The 19,453-nt window shown below is 60.2% G+C and carries 18 protein-coding genes and 1 rRNA gene; 4 read left to right on the top strand and 15 right to left on the bottom strand.

The window, feature by feature from the left end; translation table 11 throughout:
- Nucleotides 1-97: 97 nt before the first annotated feature.
- The gene (locus OOZ53_RS25010) at nucleotides 98-2,059 is read left to right on the top strand and encodes a tetratricopeptide repeat protein (protein WP_271092518.1); all 1,962 of its coding nucleotides are present in this window, start codon (nucleotides 98-100) and stop codon (nucleotides 2,057-2,059) included.
- Between the two features lie 21 nt (nucleotides 2,060-2,080).
- Here the strand turns inward: OOZ53_RS25010 and OOZ53_RS25005 are convergent, their stop codons facing one another.
- The 14 genes from OOZ53_RS25005 to OOZ53_RS24940 all read right to left on the bottom strand — a co-directional run bounded on the left by OOZ53_RS25005 (nucleotide 2,081) and on the right by OOZ53_RS24940 (nucleotide 15,058).
- Nucleotides 2,081-2,611, bottom strand: coding sequence for a GNAT family N-acetyltransferase (locus OOZ53_RS25005; protein ID WP_271092517.1), 531 nt, complete (start codon nucleotides 2,609-2,611; stop codon nucleotides 2,081-2,083).
- Nucleotides 2,612-2,685: 74 nt separating this feature from the next.
- Entirely contained in the window at nucleotides 2,686-3,675 is a 990-nt protein-coding gene (locus tag OOZ53_RS25000) for a zinc-binding dehydrogenase (protein ID WP_271092516.1), read from the bottom strand.
- Nucleotides 3,676-3,680: 5 nt separating this feature from the next.
- Nucleotides 3,681-4,763 (bottom strand): ABC transporter ATP-binding protein, encoded by a 1,083-nt coding sequence (locus OOZ53_RS24995; protein ID WP_271092515.1) that lies wholly within the window; start codon nucleotides 4,761-4,763, stop codon nucleotides 3,681-3,683.
- A 31-nt stretch (nucleotides 4,764-4,794) separates the two neighbouring features.
- Complete coding sequence (locus OOZ53_RS24990; RefSeq protein ID WP_271092514.1) at nucleotides 4,795-5,619, bottom strand: carbohydrate ABC transporter permease; 825 nt, start codon at nucleotides 5,617-5,619, stop codon at nucleotides 4,795-4,797.
- A gap of 11 nt (nucleotides 5,620-5,630) precedes the next feature.
- Nucleotides 5,631-6,518, bottom strand: a complete 888-nt coding sequence (locus OOZ53_RS24985) for a carbohydrate ABC transporter permease (protein WP_271092513.1) — start codon at nucleotides 6,516-6,518, stop codon at nucleotides 5,631-5,633.
- A 70-nt stretch (nucleotides 6,519-6,588) separates the two neighbouring features.
- On the bottom strand, nucleotides 6,589-7,992 hold the full coding sequence (locus OOZ53_RS24980; RefSeq protein ID WP_271092512.1) for an extracellular solute-binding protein: 1,404 nt from the start codon (nucleotides 7,990-7,992) through the stop codon (nucleotides 6,589-6,591).
- 79 nt (nucleotides 7,993-8,071) lie between these two features.
- Nucleotides 8,072-8,584, bottom strand: coding sequence for a VOC family protein (locus OOZ53_RS24975; RefSeq protein ID WP_271092511.1), 513 nt, complete (start codon nucleotides 8,582-8,584; stop codon nucleotides 8,072-8,074).
- A gap of 11 nt (nucleotides 8,585-8,595) precedes the next feature.
- Nucleotides 8,596-10,254, bottom strand: coding sequence for a GMC family oxidoreductase (locus OOZ53_RS24970; RefSeq protein WP_271092510.1), 1,659 nt, complete (start codon nucleotides 10,252-10,254; stop codon nucleotides 8,596-8,598).
- A gap of 91 nt (nucleotides 10,255-10,345) precedes the next feature.
- A complete protein-coding gene (locus tag OOZ53_RS24965; RefSeq protein ID WP_271092509.1) occupies nucleotides 10,346-11,371 on the bottom strand; it encodes a LacI family DNA-binding transcriptional regulator in 1,026 nt (341 codons plus the stop codon).
- 63 nt (nucleotides 11,372-11,434) lie between these two features.
- Nucleotides 11,435-11,809 (bottom strand): nuclear transport factor 2 family protein, encoded by a 375-nt coding sequence (locus OOZ53_RS24960; protein WP_271092508.1) that lies wholly within the window; start codon nucleotides 11,807-11,809, stop codon nucleotides 11,435-11,437.
- A 24-nt stretch (nucleotides 11,810-11,833) separates the two neighbouring features.
- The gene (locus OOZ53_RS24955) at nucleotides 11,834-12,715 is read right to left on the bottom strand and encodes an alpha/beta hydrolase (RefSeq protein ID WP_271092507.1); all 882 of its coding nucleotides are present in this window, start codon (nucleotides 12,713-12,715) and stop codon (nucleotides 11,834-11,836) included.
- 13 nt (nucleotides 12,716-12,728) lie between these two features.
- Complete coding sequence (locus OOZ53_RS24950; RefSeq protein ID WP_271092506.1) at nucleotides 12,729-13,196, bottom strand: flavin reductase family protein; 468 nt, start codon at nucleotides 13,194-13,196, stop codon at nucleotides 12,729-12,731.
- 1 nt (nucleotide 13,197) lies between these two features.
- Nucleotides 13,198-13,875, bottom strand: a complete 678-nt coding sequence (locus OOZ53_RS24945; RefSeq protein ID WP_271092505.1) for a glutathione S-transferase family protein — start codon at nucleotides 13,873-13,875, stop codon at nucleotides 13,198-13,200.
- Nucleotides 13,868-15,058: an LLM class flavin-dependent oxidoreductase gene (locus tag OOZ53_RS24940; protein WP_271092504.1), complete on the bottom strand. Its 1,191-nt coding sequence runs from the start codon at nucleotides 15,056-15,058 to the stop codon at nucleotides 13,868-13,870. The genes OOZ53_RS24945 and OOZ53_RS24940 overlap by 8 nt, the downstream gene beginning before the upstream one ends.
- 120 nt (nucleotides 15,059-15,178) lie before the next feature.
- On the opposite strand from OOZ53_RS24940, the gene OOZ53_RS24935 reads away from it, so the two are divergent.
- From OOZ53_RS24935 to OOZ53_RS24925, 3 genes are all read left to right on the top strand, one after another.
- Nucleotides 15,179-15,787, top strand: coding sequence for a helix-turn-helix domain-containing protein (locus tag OOZ53_RS24935; RefSeq protein ID WP_271092503.1), 609 nt, complete (start codon nucleotides 15,179-15,181; stop codon nucleotides 15,785-15,787).
- 342 nt (nucleotides 15,788-16,129) lie between these two features.
- On the top strand, nucleotides 16,130-17,065 hold the full coding sequence (locus OOZ53_RS24930) for an MBL fold metallo-hydrolase (protein WP_271092502.1): 936 nt from the start codon (nucleotides 16,130-16,132) through the stop codon (nucleotides 17,063-17,065).
- Nucleotides 17,065-19,041, top strand: a complete 1,977-nt coding sequence (locus OOZ53_RS24925; RefSeq protein WP_271092501.1) for a hypothetical protein — start codon at nucleotides 17,065-17,067, stop codon at nucleotides 19,039-19,041. The genes OOZ53_RS24930 and OOZ53_RS24925 overlap by 1 nt, the downstream gene beginning before the upstream one ends.
- Before the next feature lie 178 nt (nucleotides 19,042-19,219).
- On the opposite strand, the gene rrf is transcribed toward OOZ53_RS24925, so the two are convergent.
- Nucleotides 19,220-19,334: ribosomal RNA gene (gene rrf, locus OOZ53_RS24920) — 5S ribosomal RNA — on the bottom strand.
- Nucleotides 19,335-19,453 lie beyond the last annotated feature (119 nt).

Below are 19,453 nucleotides of genomic sequence, written 5' to 3'. Positions count from 1 at the left end.
AAGCCTCATCCACTAATCATGGGACTGTACGACGGGTCGGCAACCACAACCCGTCTCCCTTCGCGAAACGCGAGCAAACCGACCGGCTTTGCACATCATGACCAATCTTGCCCTGAAAACCGTCAATACAAACGCACCACCGGCCAAACTGCTGAAGAAGATCCATTCGCTTCAGAAGCGCGGTAAATTTGCCGAAAGCCTGCCACTGTGCAACCGGCTCGCCGCCCAGGGCTACACAAGCGCCGATCTCCTGCATTTTCACGGGCTGGCTTTGCGGGCCGGCAATGACCTGAACGGCGCACTGGTCAAGGTCTATGCGGCAACGGAACTAAAGCCCGACGATGCCCTGATGCTGAATTCGCTGGGTGTCATCCTGTTTCAGATGAATGAGGTCGAAGCGGCGATCGCGCAGTTCAAGCGCGCCACCCAGGTCGACCAGAAAATGTACGATGCCTGGAAAAATCTCGGCATCGCACTGAGAAAGGTGGAGCGCTATCAGGCCGCTTTCACCGCATTCAACTGCGCTCATCACCTCGACCGCACCCAGGTCGATCCGATGCTCAACATCGTCGAAATTCTCATCGACAACCGCCAGTACAAGCGCGCAGAAGCCGCCATGGACAAGCTGCTGGCGGCCTGCAGCAAAATCACGCCGGCTCTGCTGCTGCAAAGGCTGCATATCGCCGAGCGGCTTGAGGATTTCGACTATATCGTCGCGCATCTCGATACGATCGACAGGTCGATGTTGAGCATCGACGAGCAGGCGGAGCTGGACAGCGTCGAGGTTTCGTATCTTCGCATCAACGGCCGCATGGACGAAGCGATTGCGCTTCTCAAGAAATGGGTGGATGTCGAGACCAACCTGCAACACCATTACGTGATGCTGCTGGGGCTTTGCTACGCCGAGGCCGGGCAGCTCGACGACGGGATCGCGTATCACAAGACCCTGCTTGAAAGTAAGCCCGACCATACGATCGGGCGCTACAATCTCGGCCTTCTTCAAATCAAGAACGGCGATCTCGAGGAAGGCTACAAGAATTATGAGGCCCGCTGGCAGCGGCCCGAATTCCCTTCCAAACGCCGGCAGTTCAGCGTGCCGCGCTGGACCGGCGAGCCGCTTGAGGGGAAAAAGCTGCTCGTTTGGCGCGAGCAGGGTATCGGTGACGAAGTGCGCTATGCGTCCATCATTGCGGATCTTCAGGAACGTGGCGGTGCCGTGACATTCGAATGCTCGCCCAAGCTGTCGGCTGTCTGGGAGCACTCCTTCCCTTGGGCGACAATCGCCGATGAGGGTCCGACGGAATGCCGGGGCGACGACGCCTATGCGCATTTCGACTATCAGATCCCGGTCGGCTCGCTCGGTTCGATCTTCCGGCCCGCCGTCAAGGACTTCGATGAAAGGCAGGTGCCCTGGATCCGGCGCTTCTGCGATGCCGAGCAGGCCCTGCGCGCCCAGCTTGCGGTGGATCCCGGCGAAACGCTGATCGGCGTATGCTGGCGCTCGTCTCACCAGGCCACGTCACGCGACCGGTATTTCCTCCAGGCGGAGCAACTGGAGCCGCTCAAGGCATTGCCCAACTGTCGCTGGGTCAATGTGCAATATGATTGCGGTGACGAGGAAGTCCAGACCATCAGGGATCTGGGACTTCCCCTCCACCATTATGGAAATCTCGATCAGAAGAACGATCTCGTCGGCGCCTGCAGCCTGCTCGGTGCATGCGATGTGGTCATCTCCGTCGGTGTCTCGGTCTCGGATCTCGCCGCCGGCCTGGGCGTTCCCGTCATACAGATTGCCCGTGAGAACGCCGAGGTCTTTCTTGGAACCGACCATGTTCCATGGTTCCCGACCTGCATGTCCCTGCGCATGAAACCGCATGGCGGCGATGCGGCGCTGGCGCAAATTGTCGAGCGATGGCCCTCGATCCTGCAATGGGCAAAAGACGTGACAACTGCCGACAGGCCCTGGAATCCAAAAACGGATGTAGATACCCCAAAAGCAGCGTCAGCGAACACCGAAGGCGCGGATCTCGACCTCGAATTTGCGATCAAGGCCGCTTGATACCGGCCTCCTTGCGCCGCCCTATGTGCAAATCGGCAACCTCTCCATGCGGCGAGGGTCGAAGTCCGCGCGGGTGATCCGGTATTCGACCCCTTCTCCCGCCGGATATTGGACGTCCTTTTGGAACGCCATCCCAAGACGCTGCATGACGGAAATCGAAGCCGCATTGGGTTTGTCCGCGCCGGCCCATACCTCGCAAACGTGATCGCCTCGGAATGCCATCGAGAGCGCCGTATGCGCCATGCGGGTCGCAAGGCCCTTTCCCCACATATCGGGATGGAGCAGGTAGGTCAGTTGCATCGTACCGTGGTCATAGTCGGAAAGGCGGGCAAGCCCTGAAATCTGTCCGTCCGTTTGGCCCGAAAGGCACCAGATACCGACGTCGAAACGCTCGAAATCGGACAGGCTTTCGTCCACCCAGCCGGCGGCAATCGACCTTTCGGGTTTCACGCCGTCGGCAAGGTAGAAAAACACCGCCTCCACCGACAAAAGCGAATGGAGCGCTTCGATATCCTCTTCCGCCACCGGTCTCAGACAATGGTTTTCCTGCATGCCGGCGGGTCTGACAGATCGACACCGCGCCTGTCAACGCCCGCGACGATGGGCTCCCGGAGCCGCCGCAGCAGCTATGTCCAGTCCAACACGATGAGCGGTTCTTCGATCGCGCGCTTGCCGATCGCGTCATAAAGCGAAGCCGGATCATCCGGTTTGACCAGGCGCCGCAATTGCGCGAAATCCAGCCGCCCCTCCTCCAGCCATCTCAAAGCGCGCTCAAAGCCGGAAAAGATGCTGTGCGAGGCATTGTTGTAACCCTCCAGCAATTCCTCCCAGACAAAGCCCCTGGAGCCGATCGGCAGTTCCCACTCCCAGCCCGATCGAAGCTGAACGAAATTGAAGAACACCGAATGCATGATCTCGTGCGCGGAAAGGTCGGTATGGCGCCGCCAGGGCACACCGACCAGAACGACTTCGCCGCCTTGGGCAACCATATTGCAGGCATCCAATACGGCGGCTTCGTGTCCGGAACAATCGACCACCAGCCGGACCTTCTTCGCCAGCGCGGCATCGTCGAACGGCATGGCCGAAAAGACCGATTCAATGCCCGAGGCCCGCATCTGGTCGCGGCGCAGCGCGTCGGGCTCGACAACCGAGACCTCGTAGCCGCCAATGCGGAAATTATGGGCGGCGCAAAGACCCACCGGGCCAGCGCCGGAGATGATCACCTGGTCGCCCGGACGCGCGCTGGTGGTCATCAGGGTCGTCATGGAAACGCCCATCAGCCTGGCGATGACCGCGGTTTCTGCATCGACCGACGCGGGCACCGGCATGGTGAACCGCGCCGGATATTGCTGCGTCGAGCGATGATGGCCCATGCAGAAGCGCAGTTCACCTGCTTCAATGTCCTTCACCGCTTCGCCGGTATGCGTGACGCGGAACACCGCCCCGTAGCCGGGACGGATGGGAAAGTCGTCGCCGCCGGCCCAGGCCAGCTCCGTTCCCTGGCTGATCAGCGTGGCGACGGTGTCGCCGCGGATTTCGTCGGGCTCGAGGGGGGTATCCTGATAGTCGCCCAGCGCGAATGTGTTTTTCGCCGGGAAGATGATCTCGGTCGCCATCGTCGCTACCTCGCCTGGTTCTCAAGGGACATGCCGGTTTCGGCATCGAAAATGTGCAGCGCCTCCGGATTGAAGCGAAGCCGAACCTCGGCGTCCTCAGCCGGACACTGGTTTGCCGGAACTTCCGCGATCAGTTCCTGCGAGCCGATACGCAGATCGAGCAACGCTTCGTCGCCCAGATATTCGGTGACCTCCACACGCGCGGTGGCCGTTGCCTGCTCGGCACCGTCGAGCAGAGAAATTTCCGTCGGGCGAATGCCGAACTCCACCTTCTGTCCCGCTTGCACGCGTTTCTTGAAGCGCTCCGGTATCTCCACGCTGACATGATCGCCGACAAGCTTGCCGTCGCTGATCGTCGCCGGGACGATGTTCATGGCCGGACTGCCGATGAATGTGGCCACGAAACGGTTTCGGGGCCTGGTATAGACCTCCTGCGGACTGCCCGTCTGCTCGATGTGACCGTCCTGCATGATGACGATCTTGTCGGCCAGCGTCATCGCTTCCACCTGGTCGTGGGTGACATAGACAATCGTGGTGCCCAGCCGCTTGTGCAGCTTTCCGATCTCCAGGCGGACCTGGGTGCGCAGCTTGGCATCCAGATTGGACAGCGGCTCGTCGAAGAGGAAGACGTCAGGGGTCCGCACCAGCGCCCGCGCCATCGCAACGCGCTGGCGCTGTCCGCCCGAAAGCTGCGATGGCCTGCGCGCCAGCAGTTCGTCGAGCCCCAGCAGGACAGCCGTTTCGTTTATCCGCCGGTCCGTTTCCGATCGCGCGAGCCTGAGCGGCCGCAGCGCGAATTCCATGTTCTGGCGCACCGTCATATGCGGATAAAGCGCATAGTTCTGGAACACCATCGCGACGCCGCGATCCTTTGGCGCGACGGCGTTCACGACCTGGTTGCCGATCGACAATTCGCCGTCCGACACGTCTTCCAGCCCCGCGATCATGCGCAGGGTCGTGGTCTTGCCGCAGCCGGACGGGCCGAGCAGGACGACGAATTCGCCTTCGGCGATTTCCAGATCGATGCCGTGCACGACATCGACGGCGCCGTAGCGTTTGACAACCTTCTTGAGCTCTATGGACGACATCAACCGTTTCCTCTTTATTGCGGCACCGCGCCTACTTCACCGAACCCATCGTCAGGCCGCGGACCAGCCAGCGCTGACAGGTCAGCACAAAAATCACCCCGGGGATGAGAATGATGAAGGAGCCCGCCATGATCCGGCCCCACTGGACGGCATCGGACGACCAGAACGACATGACGGCGACGGTCACCGTCTGTGCGTTCGATCCGGTGAGCATCAGTGCGAAAATGAACTCGTTCCACGAAAAGATGAAACAGAACACCGCCGAGACCGCGAGCCCGGGCGCGGCGAGCGGCAATGTCACGTACCAGAAGATCTGCAACAGCCCGTAGCCGTCGATGGCCGCCGCCTCCTCCAGCGCCCTCGGCACCTCGTCGAAGAACCCCTTCATCAGCCATACGGTCAGCGGAATGTTTGCGGTCGAATAGATGATGATCAGCGCCAGCGGCGTGTCGAGCAGGCCCGATGCCTTGAAGATGATGTAGTAAGGCACGACCACTGCAATCGGCGGGAACATGCGCATCGACAGGATCCAGAATGCCACGTCATTCATGCGCTTGTGGCGGATGCGGCTGATCGCGTAGGCGGCAAGGGAGCCGAATGTCAGGCTGAAGACTGTCGATCCGAGCGCCGCGATCAGCGAATTCAGCATGAACTTTGCGAATGGACGCGTGGCGAAAAGCTGCGTGTAGTGCTCGAAAGTTGGCGTGAAAACCATGGCCGGCGGCTTCTGGAACATGATCGGCGTCGGCTTCACCGACGACGAGGCGATAATGTAGATCGGTGTCAGGAACACGATCAGCACAACGGCCAGAAGAAGATAGACAAGGACGGCCTGGCGACGGTTTGGACGGTTCATGCGCCTTCTCCTCAGGCCTGGTGCGGATCGCGGTTGAGCGATTTGAAGAACAGCGTGATCAGCACGACGATGATCACCAGCGAAACGAAGGACGCCGCCGCGCCCACGCCCATGCGCCAGAATGTGAAGGACTGGCGGTAGATGAACATCGACAACACTTCCGTGGTATCGCCCGGCCCGCCCTTGGTCAGGACGAAGATGATGTCGTAGATCTTGAAGGCGTCGATGGCCCGCAGGAACATCAGTGAAATCAGCACCGGCCTGATCTGCGGCAGCGTCACGCGCCAGAAAACATCAAAGGGCGAGTTGCCGTCCAGCTTGGCGGCTTCAAACGGTTCGGGCGACAGGTTTGTCAGCGCGGCGGCCGTGCCCATCATGACGAAGGGCGTCCACTGCCAGATATCGGCGATCGCGATCGCCCACAATGCCCAGTCGGTCGACGTGATCCAGGCATAGGGACCAAGGCCCAGGAAGCTCAGGAAATAGTTCAGATATCCGAGTTCGGGAAAATACAGAAACAACCATACGAGGCCGACGATGACCGGCGATATCATCATCGGGATCAGCAGCAGGGTGCGCGCCACGCCCATTCCCGGCAGCCGCTGCGTGACCAGGAGCGCTATGCCGACGCCGAGCACGAGTTGAACCGACAGGGTCATCGCCATCAGTTTGAACGTCACGATCAGCGTGTGCAGGAACTCCGACGATGAAAGGATCTCCCGGTAATTTGCCCATCCCACATAGACGCGCGGCACGAACAGCTTCGCCAGGTCGTAGCTGCGGAAGCTCAGATAGCCCGCATAGAGCATCGGATAGATCGTGGTGCCGAATAGCACCAGCACCGCCGGCATCATGAAGATCAGGAAGATCTTGCGGTTGCGTTTTCTGATGTAAGCCATGGACCACGCTCAAGATTTGCAGGGAGCCGCTCCCGGATTGGGAGTTTCCGGGAGCGGTGCATGCCGAAACCTAGTTGAAGATTTCAGCCTTTGGATCGGCGATCCAGCGCAACCGCATATCCTGCGGGAACACCTTGAGCCGCGTGTTGATCTTGGTGCAGGCATTGGTCAGCGCTTCCTGCGCGCTTTCCGTCTCGCCGGCCATGTATTTGTTCAACTCGACGCCGAACACTTCCTCGACATCCGCATAGAACGGGTGGAAGATCCGCCGCTGCGCGTTTTCCTGCGTGTCGAGCAGCACCTGGTAGTAGGGATATTTCTCCTGCAGGCCTGCATCGGACAGGATCGACTTGTGGAACTGGCTGACGCCGGAGCCCTCATTGGCGAAACGGCGCATCATGTCCCGCGACGTGCCCCATTTGATGAACGCCCAAGCGGCTTCCTTCTCACGCTCGGTCGCCTTGGAGTTGATGCCGAAGCTGAGCGCGCCGGTCATCGTCGGCTGCGCATTGCCGTCGCCGGTCGGGCTTGGCGCATAGCCGGCTTCACCGATGGTCGGCAGCACCGCCTCGTCCGGATTGGTCAGCCGGACCGTACGCACCGACCAGTAGGAGGACTGGGCGGTTTCGCCGCGTTCCATGTAACCGGTGCGGATGTCCCACATCAGGCCGAGATAGTCCGGCGGGTTGAATGCCACGAGCTTCTTCATGACTTCGGCAGCCGCCAGCGCGGCCTCCCCGTCCATGGCGCAAAGCCCGGTTTCCGGATCCCAGTACTGGCCGCCGAAGGAACGCATGATCGGGAAGAAGTCATGGGTGATGGCACCGGCCACACGGCTATAGGCCTGTGCATTGCCGTAAAAGTCCTTTTCCAGCGTCTCGCCGGCAAGCGTGTCGCCGGCCTTGCGGGTGAAGAACTCGGCAATGTCGATATACTGGTCCCAGGTCTGGGCCGGAGCCAGGTCGTAGCCGTATTTGGCCTTGAAGGCGGCCTGTTCGTCGGGGTGCTCGTAAAGGTCCTTGCGGTAGTTCTGATGCCAGATCATGCCGGATGCGGGAAACGCCAGGAGCCGGCCCTGCCAGGTGTTTTCCTGGAGCTGAATGGGCACGATGTCATCCAGATTGATTTCCGCCGCGTCCCGCTTGACCAGGTCGGTCAAATCCTCCAGCGCGCCGGACTCGCCCAGCACGCCGACCCACGGGCTGTCCACCCACATCAGCTGGTAGCTTGGCGTATTGGCGCTTGCCTCGATGACGATCTTGTCGATCAAACCCGGATAGGGGAACTGGTCGATCTGAACCTTGGCGCCGGTCAGTTCCTCGAATTCGCCCACAATGGGGGCGAGCCGTGTGACCGATGTGTCTCCGATGGCCAGCATCTTCAGTTCGACGTCGTCGAACTCGCCGGCCGAAGCCAATCCGCCGCAAACAAGCGATACCGCGCCCGCAACGACAAGTGTTTTGAAATGTTTCATGATTTCCTCCAATCTAAGGCTTGCTGAAACGTTTCAACAAACCACCCATCCAACACACGAATTGACGGTGCCGGAACTCCTACGCCTTCGGCGAGTACATTTTCGGCCCGCCTTCGGCCTCATATCCAAGCGGACGATCGGCGCTGACCACCTCGAAATACTGTCCCCACGGGGCCCGCAGATAAAGCCAGACCAGCCCGTCCATCGGTCCGCCTTCGATCAGCGTCGGACCTTCGAGCACATCAACGCCGGCCTCGCGCATCCGCTCCGCGGCGGCATAGGCATTGTCGACTTCGAACGCGATGTGCATGGCGCCGACTTCGCCATTGTGTTTCAGGCTCTGGGGGCCCGACGTGCCCGAATATTCGAACAGTTCGAGGGCGCCGCCCTCGCCTACCTGCAGAACCCGTTGATCGGTGATCTTGCAGCCCTCGGGCACGCCGAGCCGCGTCAGCATGAATGCATCGTCCACATCCACCGCACCGCACTCCATGACCGTCACGGCACCGAACAGTTCCGTCAGGAAGGTAACCGCCTCCTCCATGTCGGGAACGGTGAAACCGATATGTTGAAGCCCGTGTGTCGTGAACATTGTTTCCTGCCCTATGCCTGGTGTGCCCGAATTGTCTGTCTCGGCTCGTTTCGCTCATACTCGAATATCGCCGGCGGCAGTGGCGGCAGTCCGCGCACCATGTCGGACGCCTTCTCACCGATCATGAGCGTCGGCGCATTGGTATTCGATGAGTTTATGGAGGGCATGATCGAAGAGTCGCACACCCTCAGCCCGTCGATGCCGCGAACCTTCAGCTCCGCATCCACGACCGCCATGTCGTCAGTGCCCATCTTGCACGTTCCCACCGGGTGATGCTGGGTCTTGGCGTTGGCGCAGGCATATTCGAAGAGATCCGCATCGCTGCGCACATCCGGGCCGGGCAGGCGTTCGGCCTTGAGAAAAGGCTGCAGTGCCGGCTGGCGCATGATGTCACGGGCGATTTTAAGGCCCTCGATATGGCGTTGCCGGTCTTCCGGCTCCTGCCAGTAGTTGGGGTCGATCAGCGGCGCGTCGGCGGGGTCCGCGGTTTTCAGCCGCACGGTGCCGCGCGATTTCGGCCGCATATAGGCTGCGTTTAGCGTCACACCGCCCTGTTTCATCGCCGCCACGCCGGCCTCGATCCCCGAGCCCTGACCGAAATGGAACTGCAGATCGCAAGGTCCCTCGCCCGGCTCGGACCGCCAGAATGCGCCGGTCTCGAACAGGCTCGAGGCGGCCGGACCGTTTCGGAAGAGCAGATATTGCACACCCGCCCGCAACGCATGATGCCACTTGCCGTAGTGGTCGTAGGAATAGCGTCCCGCGCACTCGGCGATGACGAATAGGTCGAGATGGTCGTGCAGGTTTTCCCCGACTCCGGGCAGATCATGAACGACGCCGACACCGGCCGATTTCAGATGATCGGCAGGCCCGATTCCGGATAGAAGCAGAAGCCGCGGCGACCCGATGGCCCCGGATGTGACGAGCACCTCGCGGGAAGCCCGTGCGGTGTGCACGCTTTGACCGGCGGAATAGTCGACGCCGATCGCCCTGCCGTTCTCGACGACAACTTTCAACGCCTGCGCACCGGTCCTGACCGTCAGGTTCGGCCGGCTCATGGCGGGCTTCAAAAACGCGGTGGACGCGGAGGACCGGCGGGCATCGCGCTGGGTCAGCTGATAGAAACCGGTTCCCGCCTGCCGGGCGCCGTTGAAGTCGGGATTGTACGGAATGCCGTATTCCTGCGCCGCCCGGATGAACGCCCAGGCTACCGGCAGCGGCGCGACCGGTTGCGATACGCCCAGCGGGCCGTCGGCGCCGTGATAGTCGTCGCTAAAGACCTGGTTGCCTTCCGAGCGCTTGAAATAGGGCAGCGCTTCGCGATAGCCCCAGCCCTCGCAGCCGGCCTGATCGCGCCACGCGTCATAATCGACGGCATTGCCCCTGGTATAGACCTGCGCGTTGATGGTGGAGCCGCCGCCGACGACCTTTGCCTGCGTATACCAGAGCACACGGTCATTCATGTTTCGCTGTGGCACGGTTTCCCAGCCCCACGAGGCGATGCCCTTCGTCATCTTGGCAAAGCCGGCGGGCCAGTGAAACAGGATATTGCGGTCCTCGCCGCCGGCTTCGAGCAGCAGAACCGTCACATCGGGATCTTCCGTCAGCCGGCTGGCCAGGACGCAGCCCGCTGAACCACCGCCGGTTATGATGTAATCGTACTGTTGCACCTTCGCCAACCTGACCAAATATCTATCTAACTATTTAGTTACTTGAAACGTTTCACATGGCGCTCCTCAAGTCAAGTCGGAAATCGCCCGTTCAAAGCCGGGCGATTGATTCCCGCTCGATGAGAACCGGAGAAATTTTGACGACCTCGGCCTCATTGTGAGCGCCTCCCAGGACACGAGTCAATTGCTCCGCGCACCGACGCCCCATGGTCCGGGGAAACAACTCGACGGTGGTCATGGCAGGCGCAACCGAGGCCGACTGCGGAATATTGTCGAAGCCGATGACCGACAACTGCCTGCCGATCACAAGTCCCAGGTCGCGCGCCGCCAGATAGGTGCCGATCGCGGTATCGTCGTTGAGCCCGACAATCAATGTCGGCGCCGTGTCGCGGCCGACCAGGGAATGCACCACTTTTGCACCGTATTCGGGGCCCTCCGATCCCGGATAGACGTCAACGGTCACGTTTTTGATGCCGCTTTCGGCGATCGCCTCATGGATGCCGGCGACGCGGCGCTGCCAGGTCGCCGTGTGCTCGTAGCCGCCGACAAAGGCGATGCGGCGGTGTCCCATTTCGAGGGCGTGCCGGCCGGCGATCACCCCGGCCCGGAAATCGTCCGCCGCCACCAGGCCGGCATCCTTGTCATCGATGTCGCGGACACAGACGAGATACGGGATCGAACGTTGCCTGAACGGGCGCAGAACATCCACGTTGCTGCCGTGAACCGGGCTGATGATGACCCCCGCCACACCTTGCGACACCATGGATTCGATGATGTGCTTCTGGCGCTCGGGATCGTCCTGCGATGTTGCAAGGACAGTCAGGAACCCCGCGTTCCATGCCTCCACCTCGAATTCGGAAACCAGCTCCGCGAAGAAGGGATTGTTGATGTCATTGATGATGGCGCCGATCAGGTTGGAGCGTCCGGTTCGAAGCCGTATCGCCGAGTGATCGGGAATGAATCCCAGCTCGTTCGCCGCCTTGAGAACCTTCTCGCGCGTCTGCTTTGCGACACGCCCGCTGTCGTTCAGCGCATAGGAGGCCGTCGCGTTGGAACATCCTGCGCGTCTTGCCACATCTTTGATGCTGATCTTGCTCATCGCCCAGATATAACCCACAAACGCTTCCGATATTCAACGCTTGCCGGTTATGCGGTTCCTCATATTGGCTCGCGACGGACGTCATCCTGTCCTTTGCTTGTAATAGGTGTCCTTGTGCACGATCAGGCCATCGCGGAAAGTCAGGATGTCGACGCTGAGGTAGTCTTCGACTTCGCCGCTCTTGTGTTTCGCCGTGCGCCGGTATTCGCAAAAGACCTTGTCGCCGGCAATCCGGAAATCACGCGTCTCCCAGTGAACGTTTTCGACCTTGTCGAACAGCCCGGCAAAGACAGCGCGGATATTGTCCTTGCCTTCGAAGCGAACACCATGAACCTCGGGACCGGCAGCGTGGTCGAAAACGGCATCGCCGGCAAAATACTGCATGACAGCGTCAATATCGTTGGCGTTGAAGGCGTCGCCGATGGCATCGACGAGTTGGCGGGTCACTTCGGTCATGGAATGTCCTCTTCGCAGGCTGCGTTACAGTCCCATCATTGCGAGGGTTTTCGTGAAGAAAGGACTGGCCGGATCAGCCAGTACGTTCAGTTCGTCGAAATGATCGACATCAGGCACGACATACAATTCGATGCGGCGAACCGAGGTCGCATAGGCATTGACATACATCTGTGCCTGGCGGTGAAATTCCGGCGTTTCCGCGCCGCCAACGACGACCATCTGCGGCGCGTCGGTCACCGGCGGGTGGCCGGTCATCGGGCTTTCGGCTTCGGCTTCCGCCGCGTCCATGCGGATACCCGTGTTGAGCGCTTCGGTCAGGCGCACTGGCTCGAGGTAACTCAACGGCGAGACGGGAATGCCCGACTTGATAAGCCCCGCGGGCAGGTCCTTGCCGAATGCCGGCCAATCGGTCGCCATCATCATCTGGGTAATGTGACCGCCGGCCGAATGACCCATGACCGTCAGGCGCGCGCGGTTGACCCCCAGCTCCTCCGCGTTTCGCCAGATGAAAGCGATCGCTTCGCGCGCCTCCTGTGATATGCGGGTGATCGTCACGTCGGGACACAGGTCGTAGCCGATGACCACAACATTGACCCCCGCCGCGACAAAGGGCGCAGCCAGGAAGCTGTAGATCGACTTGTCGCCGCGCTGCCAGTAGCCGCCGTGGAAATAGACCAGGACAGGCGCATCATTGTCGCCACAATGGAACGCATCAAGCATCTGCTTTTTGCCGTCTCCATAGCGAATGCCGGTCTTGCAGTTCAACGTTTTCCGCGCGATTTCGCTGGCTCTCACCCAGCCGGGGATGACAGTAGCCTCGTAATCCGGACGGCCGGCGCGCAGATTGTATTGCGCGTCGAACTCTTCCGGCGAAAAACGGGTATGATAGGTCAGCGCCTCATTCATGGGTGTTTCCTGTTCAAGCAGCGGCGAAGAACCGGCCGCGGCAATAGGCCAGCGGCGGATGCGGTGTGTGGTCGTATCGCTGGACGAGACCGAGCAGGATCTCGTGATCGCCCGCATCGATGCGGGACTTGACCGTGCAGTCGAGCCATGCGGCCGTTCCGGGCAGACGCGGCGCGCCGTGGGGCTCGGCTTCCCACGGTGTGCCGGTGAAACGATTTTCTGTTTTGCCGGCGAAGTGCATGGCCAGCGCCTGCTGGTCGGCAGCAAGAATATTGATGCCAAATCGTGAGCAGGCGGCAAACACCGGATGCGCGCGGCCGTTGCGCGCAATGCAAACGGAAATGACAGGCGGCTCGAGCGAGACGGAGGTAAAGGAATTTGCCGTCACACCCCACGGTTCGCCCATATCGTCGAAGACGGTTGCGACCGTCACACCGGTCGCGAATGAACCAAGCGCGCGGCGATAGTTGGTCACATCCATCTCAAAGCACTCCTTCCGATGCGCTTTCCCGCTCCAGCGCTTGCCATTCATCCGAATTGGTGCCGAAGAAACGCATCACGTGCCTGCGGTAGGCGGGTCGCTCGGCCAATCGCTGGTACCAGGCTTCCAGATGCGGCAAAGCGGGCCGTTCAGCCTCGACATTGTAGTAACGGTAGGCGACACAGCCGAGTGGTATATCGCCCATGGTGAACGCCTCTCCCGCCACAAAGGACCGGTTGGCGAGATGGGCGTCGAGCAGACGCATCACCTCCGACGCCTCCTGCGCAAGCGCATTGATTCTTCCCGGATCGCGCTTGTTCGCTGCGGTACGCACCGTCGCGAAAAACAGCTGGATGACCGGCGGGAAGGCACGGCTGGCGGACCAGTCCATCCACTGGTCGGCAACCGCCAGGGCCTGCAGATCGGCAGGGCACAGGGTGCCCGGACCATATTTCCGGCTCAGGAAGCGGACGATCGCGTGGCTTTCCCACAATGCGAAATCGCCATCGCGGATGGCGGGGATCATGCGGTTGGGATTGATCTTCGCATAGTCGTCCGTGTCGAGCTTGCCGAAACTGCCACCGGCAAGCTGGAGCGTATAATCAAGCCCCAGTTCATTGGCGGTCCAGATTACGGGAATGACGTTGGAGGAGTAAGGTCGGCCCCAGATCTCAAGCATCTGCCAATTCCCGCATCTGTGCAATCGATCGTGTGCCGAATTTTGGCACGACATGCTCGAAAAGCCGGTTCCAGCTGGCGAGGATTTTGGCATAGGGCACGCCGGTATATTGCTGCATCAGCATGAGGTGGTCGAGGCCGGTCGTTTCCTGAAGCGCAGCGAACCGGTCTGCCACATATTCCGCGTCGCCGACGACGATGATGCCGCGTTTGTTCAGAAAGTCGAACCAATCCATGGCATCGTCCTCCGGCGTCATTTCTTCACCGATATCGAGATAGCCATGCTTGGTCCATTCGCCCGCCGGCCGCGTGCCGCCGAGAAACTCGTAATAGGCATTGATGCAAGGGCGAATGGTGCGCTCCGCCTCTTCCATGGACTCCCCTACATAGAACGCCATGCACACCCCGACGCCCTCGCCAAGCCGGGCCTCGCGACCATGGAATTTGGACAGCGCTTCGCGATAGGGCTCCCAACACGCAAGTGTGCGCCGGGGCGCCGCCGCCATGGAGATAACGCCCCATCCCTTCGATCCGGCAAGCTCGAATGTCGGCGGTGCGTTCGACAGCAACCACACCGGCGGGTGTTCTTTCTGGTAGGGACGCGGGTGGACATACATCGCCCTGTATTCCCCGTCCTCGTCATGATAGCGCCGATCGAGCGGCTCGAAAAAGCGGTTGGTCTCTTTCCAGCCCGGCACGGGAAACCGGTAAAACTCGCCCGTGTGGGTGAAGGCCTCGTTGGTCCAGGCCTTGACGATGATCTCGAGCGATTCCTGAAACAGTCGCATCACCTTGGCATTGTCGCGCCGGTCGGCATCCCGATTGAACTGTATGGTCGAGCGCTCGTTGATACCTTTGGCAACGCCGAAATCGACGCGGCCCAGCGTCATGTTGTCGAGCATTGCGATGTCTTCGGCGACACGCAGCGGGTGCCAGTCCGGCAGGACGATGGGACACGTGCCCACTCTCAGGTTCGGACAATGGGCCGCCACATGCGTGCACATCTGGATCGGGTTGGGCGGCGCGTTCATGAAGCCGTTATGGGCGAAGTGATGCTCGGTGAACCAGGCCGTGGTGAAGCCCGCCTGCTCCGCCAGCCGGCATTGCTCGAGAATCATTTCAAGCGTGCGTGTCCACGGGATGGTTTCGCCCGGGGAGAAATTGGCGATCAGATCGAAGCGCATCGTCGGTTGCCTTGCGAAGTTGAATTTTCGTCGATTTTTCTACTAAATTGAATTTTTCTTAAAAAATCAACCAAAATATTCTAGATTAGGAAATGGACTGGATCTGCGAGGACTGCCGCGATGAAGGATGACGGCGATGCCGAACGGCTCGGCAGCGAAATTCGGGAAGTGCGAAAGGCGCGCGGGCTGACGCTCAATGAGCTGAGCGCAGTGATCTCGTGCTCCACCGCATATCTGAGCCGGATTGAGCTGGGCACAGCGCGCGTATCCGAGGCGCTGCTGGCCGAGATCGGCGCCGCGCTCAAAGTTGACCCGGCCTGGTTTTTTCCTGCCCAGCGTGGCGATGGCCCCCTGGAACGCCGTCATGTCGTGCGTGCAAAGGATCGCCGGCCGCTGAGTGGCATGTATACGCGCTCCAGGGAGGAACTCGGTTTCGAGGATGAATTGCTTTCAAGCACACTGTCGGGACAGTGCTATCTGCTGTTGTCCCGCTTTGCCCCCGGCATAGGCAAACCGCCGGCACCGTTGGAGGGCTACGTGTTCGAGGGCGAGCAACACGGGTTGGTGCTGACGGGTGAGGTTGAGCTTCGACTTGACGACGAGTTGATCGTGCTGAAGGCCGGTGACAGCTTTTCCTATCCCTCGCTGATCGCCCACCGCTTCCGCAACCACACGGACAAGGAAGCGACCATGGTCTGGGCCATGGCGCCGGTGCGGATCAGCTGGTGAGGTGCACCGGGTCGCGCCTCTTTTCGCAAGCAATTGAGCCTGATCTGCGGAACCGGCGGGTTGTCGCATTGACTGTGCGCCCGACAATCCATGGCCAACTGGCAGGTTGATCCGAGTTGTTTTCCTGAATACCATTTAGCCACCAAAACATGAAGCATCGGGCGGTGATATGCTGAATTCGCGTTGTGCATGATGAGGCATCCTGTCGCTCGATATCTCGGCACTGCTGTTTTTGCATCCACCGTGTTGGTCGCCTCGGTGTGCAGCGCTTCGTTCAGCCAGTTTTGGAATGATCAGTCCAGCCGACTGCCGGTTGTGGCAAGTCCGTATCATGGAACGGAAATGCGCTATCTGGGCGTCTCGAGCTTTCTCATCCGGGACGGCGCATCAAGCCTCATGATCGACGGTTTCATCAGTCGCCCGAGGGTGCCGTTGCTCGGCCGCATCGAGCCCGACATCAATACTGTCACGAACAGACTGCATGAAATCGGCATTCAAACCGAGCCTGACTGCAAGCCCGCGACACCCGCATTTTCCAGGCTTGATGCCATCGTCGCCATGCACGGGCACTTCGACCATGCCCTCGATACGCCGTTGATCGCTGCATTGACCGGGGCAACACTGATCGCAGACAGGACCGTGAAACAGATCGCGGGCCGGACCAGAATACGGTTTCCCGACATCTGCCCTTTCCGCAGGGTCGTAGATATCAACGAGACCGCATCCCTCTCCCGGCTTGCCATCGGAACCATAACTCTGACGCTGGTTCCGGTGAACCATTCGAGGAATCCGGCGTCGCGCCTTCTGGAGGCCTGGCCGGCTGATCCCGGCTGGACATTTCCGACCAAACGATCGCAGCTGAAAATGGGGGTCAGTCTTGCCGCGCATATACGGACAGGGTCGGGCAGGATTCTCATTGTTCCGACGGCAGGGCGCATAGGCGAGCAATTCGCCGATCCAAAACTGGACGCGGATATCGTCTTTCTCGGGATCGGAGGTCTGGGATGGGGGTCCCGCGACTTTGCAAAAGCCTACTGGGAAAAGACGGTCGTGGCGACCGGCGCAAGGCAGGTGGTCCCGATTCACTGGGACAGCTTTTCCCCGCCGCTGGATTCCGTTTCGCCCACACCCGCCATACCGTCCTACGGACGGCTCAATCAGGCGCTGATCTGGATGCGGGAATTTGCGGATCAGGATCCGCGGATTGAATTGGTGTCCGTTCCTGCGCTCGCCCCCTTTGATCCCTTCAACGATCCGTCAGCCGGAGAGGACAAGTAATGCGGAATTCATTGCCACGACGGTTGACCTCGGCATTGATCGTTTTCCTCGCCGCTACGGCGCTGTCAGCCTGCACCATCCACTCGCGCGTCGAGGACACAACGACGTCTTTCTTCGTTGCGCAATACTGGAAGACACCGCTCTCCGGTCTCGATTATCCGGAAATGGCCGATAATGCCATTTCCAAACACAGACAATCGTTCGGTGTCGCGTTCCAGGGCGGCGGGAACAGGGCCGCACCCGCGGCCTTGGGGCAATTGCGGGCTCTTCATGACCTCGGCTGGATCGACAAGGTGCGCTATATCTCCGCGATCTCCGGAGGCAGTTGGACGGCCATTCCCTATACGTTTTTGAAAAACTGTCCGGCCGAAAGCGACGTGCACTGCGATCAATCGACGTTTCTCGGCGTTTCGAAATCTCCGGAGGAGGTCGCGCTGCGCCTGCCCGGAATTGTGACAGAGAAAAATCCGGTTGAATTCGCACCCGGATCCATGCTCGGCGCAATCGCTGACGGAGCGGTCACCGGCAAGGTGATCAACGCCTGGACGCAGGGCCGCTTCGACGAGTCCTTCTCCAATGCGCTCGGAGAAATCTATCTCAGACCATTTGGTTTGAGCCGCAGTAAAAGGAATGACCCCGACAGCCTGTTCACCTGGCGCAAAACCGACCGGGACCGGATACGCCGGGAAAACAGAGGCAATGAGCGAATTGCCCGCAGCACAATTCATTATGTCGAGCGCAAGCGTCCTTATCTGATTGTCGGTGGTGTCGTCCTTACACGGCGCACGCTTGTCGAGCCGGATGGTAAGTTCCGAATGGAGATGACGCCGCTTTACACGGGTATCCCGCGGAAGATTGACTACGAAACGCGCAACGGAACCAAATTCGAGTTTGGCGGCGGTTTCGTGGAATCGTTCGGTTATGACTATGTGACGGAAGACCCGGGCCTGGCAGGACCTATGAGGACACTCAAACTGCGTGATCCATTATGGGGCAACCGGTCAGACCAGGACCGGCTCAATTTCTCCCTTGCCAATATGGCTGCCGTATCAGGCGCGGCGCCGGTCGAGACCGCTGTGTCCATTCGGGCCTTGCGGTTTCTTGCCGCCAATTTCGGTTTCCCGGAGCACTTTGTTCCGGGTGACCGCCGCAGTCCGAGGCAATCCTTTGTATCGGCGCCGGCCGGCGAGATCTATGAAAAGGAATGGGCGCATGGGGATGGCGGCCATGAGGACAATCTGGGACTTGCGCCACTGCTGGCGCGCCAGGTTGAGAACATTCTCGTCCTTGCCAATTCCGTCTATCCGCTAAACGCGCAGATGATCGAAGACTGCAAAGCCGCTCTGGACCGGCTGAGACCCGAGCCGCAGGATCCCGAAAAGCTCGATAGCGGCATGCAAAACTGCATCAGGATGATCGGCGGTGACATACCGAGCTTCTTTGTCCGCACCAGGAATCATATTCACAATGTCGGCTTGAAACTGGCAGACAGCCCGACACCTGCCGGAAGGAACGAACTCGATGGCTATTACCATTTGCTTCATGTGGCGCAGGAGCTTCGGGACAACAATCGCCTGAGCTGCAACCGCTATGTCTATGATCCCGGCGACGCCGGGGCTGTTGGGCGCAGCTATGCGCCGCGTATCTGCATTCTCTATCTCGGGCTGGATGGGGAATGGGCCGAACGGGTCAGGACAGCCGCGCGGAATGCGGGTATGAGCAAAAGAGACATTCGTGCCATTCGCAATGCGCTGGACCTGGACGAAGATCTGCGCCCCGTCGACAAAAAGCGACGAGGCGTCGGGTCGAACGGCTTCCCGCACCTTGGAACATTTTTCGATCAGCCCGGCTTTCTGATCAAGACGGACCCGGCCCGCCTTTATGCCTTGTACAATTACACAGCCTGGGCACTGAAAAAGCACAGTGGGAATATCAAGAACGCCTTCGCCAACAACGGCCTCGATTGGTCCAGATGACCTTGCCTCCGGGATTTGGCGCTCTGAAAGAAAATTCCGCGAGTTGGCACGAAGCAGCGACGCAAGCTGCAAAGGCGCGACCGCCTATACAGGTGCCGGAGCGAAACTTGCACCCTGGTCGGCGCTGGAAATGGCTTGGCTCGAACATCGTTTCAGAGAAGGTATTTTGCGTTTTGCGGATATGCGGTGACCTACTCTCCCGCGTCTTGAGACGAAGTACCATTGGCGCAGGGGTGTTTCACGGCCGTGTTCGGGATGCGAACGGGTGCAGGCACCCCGCCATGACCACCAGGTCGGCAAAGGGCGAAACCGGGTGGCCATTACGACCGGCAGAATGATCGGCGGCACGCACCGGTGCGCGCCGATCTCACCGGGCGTTTTGCGCACGAGATGAGGAGATCTGCGCTGTTGT

It is taken from the genome of Allohoeflea poritis (assembly GCF_027889715.1).
GTDB lineage: Bacteria > Pseudomonadota > Alphaproteobacteria > Rhizobiales > Rhizobiaceae > Hoeflea_A > Hoeflea_A poritis.
Note: the sequence above shows the minus strand (reverse complement) of the source record. Positions and strands in the feature narration are given on the sequence as shown.

Excerpts from the sequence above, each read along its gene's own strand:
- OOZ53_RS24980 (WP_271092512.1), bottom strand. The coding sequence starts at position 7,992 with ATGAAACATTTCAAAACACTTGTCGTTGCGGGCGCGGTATCGCTTGTT.
- OOZ53_RS24935 (WP_271092503.1), top strand. The coding sequence starts at position 15,179 with ATGAAGGATGACGGCGATGCCGAACGGCTCGGCAGCGAAATTCGGGAA.
- OOZ53_RS24940 (WP_271092504.1), bottom strand. The coding sequence starts at position 15,058 with ATGCGCTTCGATCTGATCGCCAATTTCTCCCCGGGCGAAACCATCCCG.
- OOZ53_RS25005 (WP_271092517.1), bottom strand. The coding sequence starts at position 2,611 with ATGCAGGAAAACCATTGTCTGAGACCGGTGGCGGAAGAGGATATCGAA.
- OOZ53_RS24975 (WP_271092511.1), bottom strand. The coding sequence starts at position 8,584 with ATGTTCACGACACACGGGCTTCAACATATCGGTTTCACCGTTCCCGAC.
- OOZ53_RS24985 (WP_271092513.1), bottom strand. The coding sequence starts at position 6,518 with ATGGCTTACATCAGAAAACGCAACCGCAAGATCTTCCTGATCTTCATG.
- OOZ53_RS24950 (WP_271092506.1), bottom strand. The coding sequence starts at position 13,196 with ATGGATGTGACCAACTATCGCCGCGCGCTTGGTTCATTCGCGACCGGT.
- OOZ53_RS24955 (WP_271092507.1), bottom strand. The coding sequence starts at position 12,715 with ATGAATGAGGCGCTGACCTATCATACCCGTTTTTCGCCGGAAGAGTTC.
- OOZ53_RS24945 (WP_271092505.1), bottom strand. The coding sequence starts at position 13,875 with ATGCTTGAGATCTGGGGCCGACCTTACTCCTCCAACGTCATTCCCGTA.
- OOZ53_RS25000 (WP_271092516.1), bottom strand. The coding sequence starts at position 3,675 with ATGGCGACCGAGATCATCTTCCCGGCGAAAAACACATTCGCGCTGGGC.
- OOZ53_RS24930 (WP_271092502.1), top strand. The coding sequence starts at position 16,130 with ATGCGCTATCTGGGCGTCTCGAGCTTTCTCATCCGGGACGGCGCATCA.
- OOZ53_RS24990 (WP_271092514.1), bottom strand. The coding sequence starts at position 5,619 with ATGAACCGTCCAAACCGTCGCCAGGCCGTCCTTGTCTATCTTCTTCTG.
- OOZ53_RS24925 (WP_271092501.1), top strand. The coding sequence starts at position 17,065 with ATGCGGAATTCATTGCCACGACGGTTGACCTCGGCATTGATCGTTTTC.
- OOZ53_RS24995 (WP_271092515.1), bottom strand. The coding sequence starts at position 4,763 with ATGTCGTCCATAGAGCTCAAGAAGGTTGTCAAACGCTACGGCGCCGTC.
- OOZ53_RS24960 (WP_271092508.1), bottom strand. The coding sequence starts at position 11,809 with ATGACCGAAGTGACCCGCCAACTCGTCGATGCCATCGGCGACGCCTTC.
- OOZ53_RS25010 (WP_271092518.1), top strand. The coding sequence starts at position 98 with ATGACCAATCTTGCCCTGAAAACCGTCAATACAAACGCACCACCGGCC.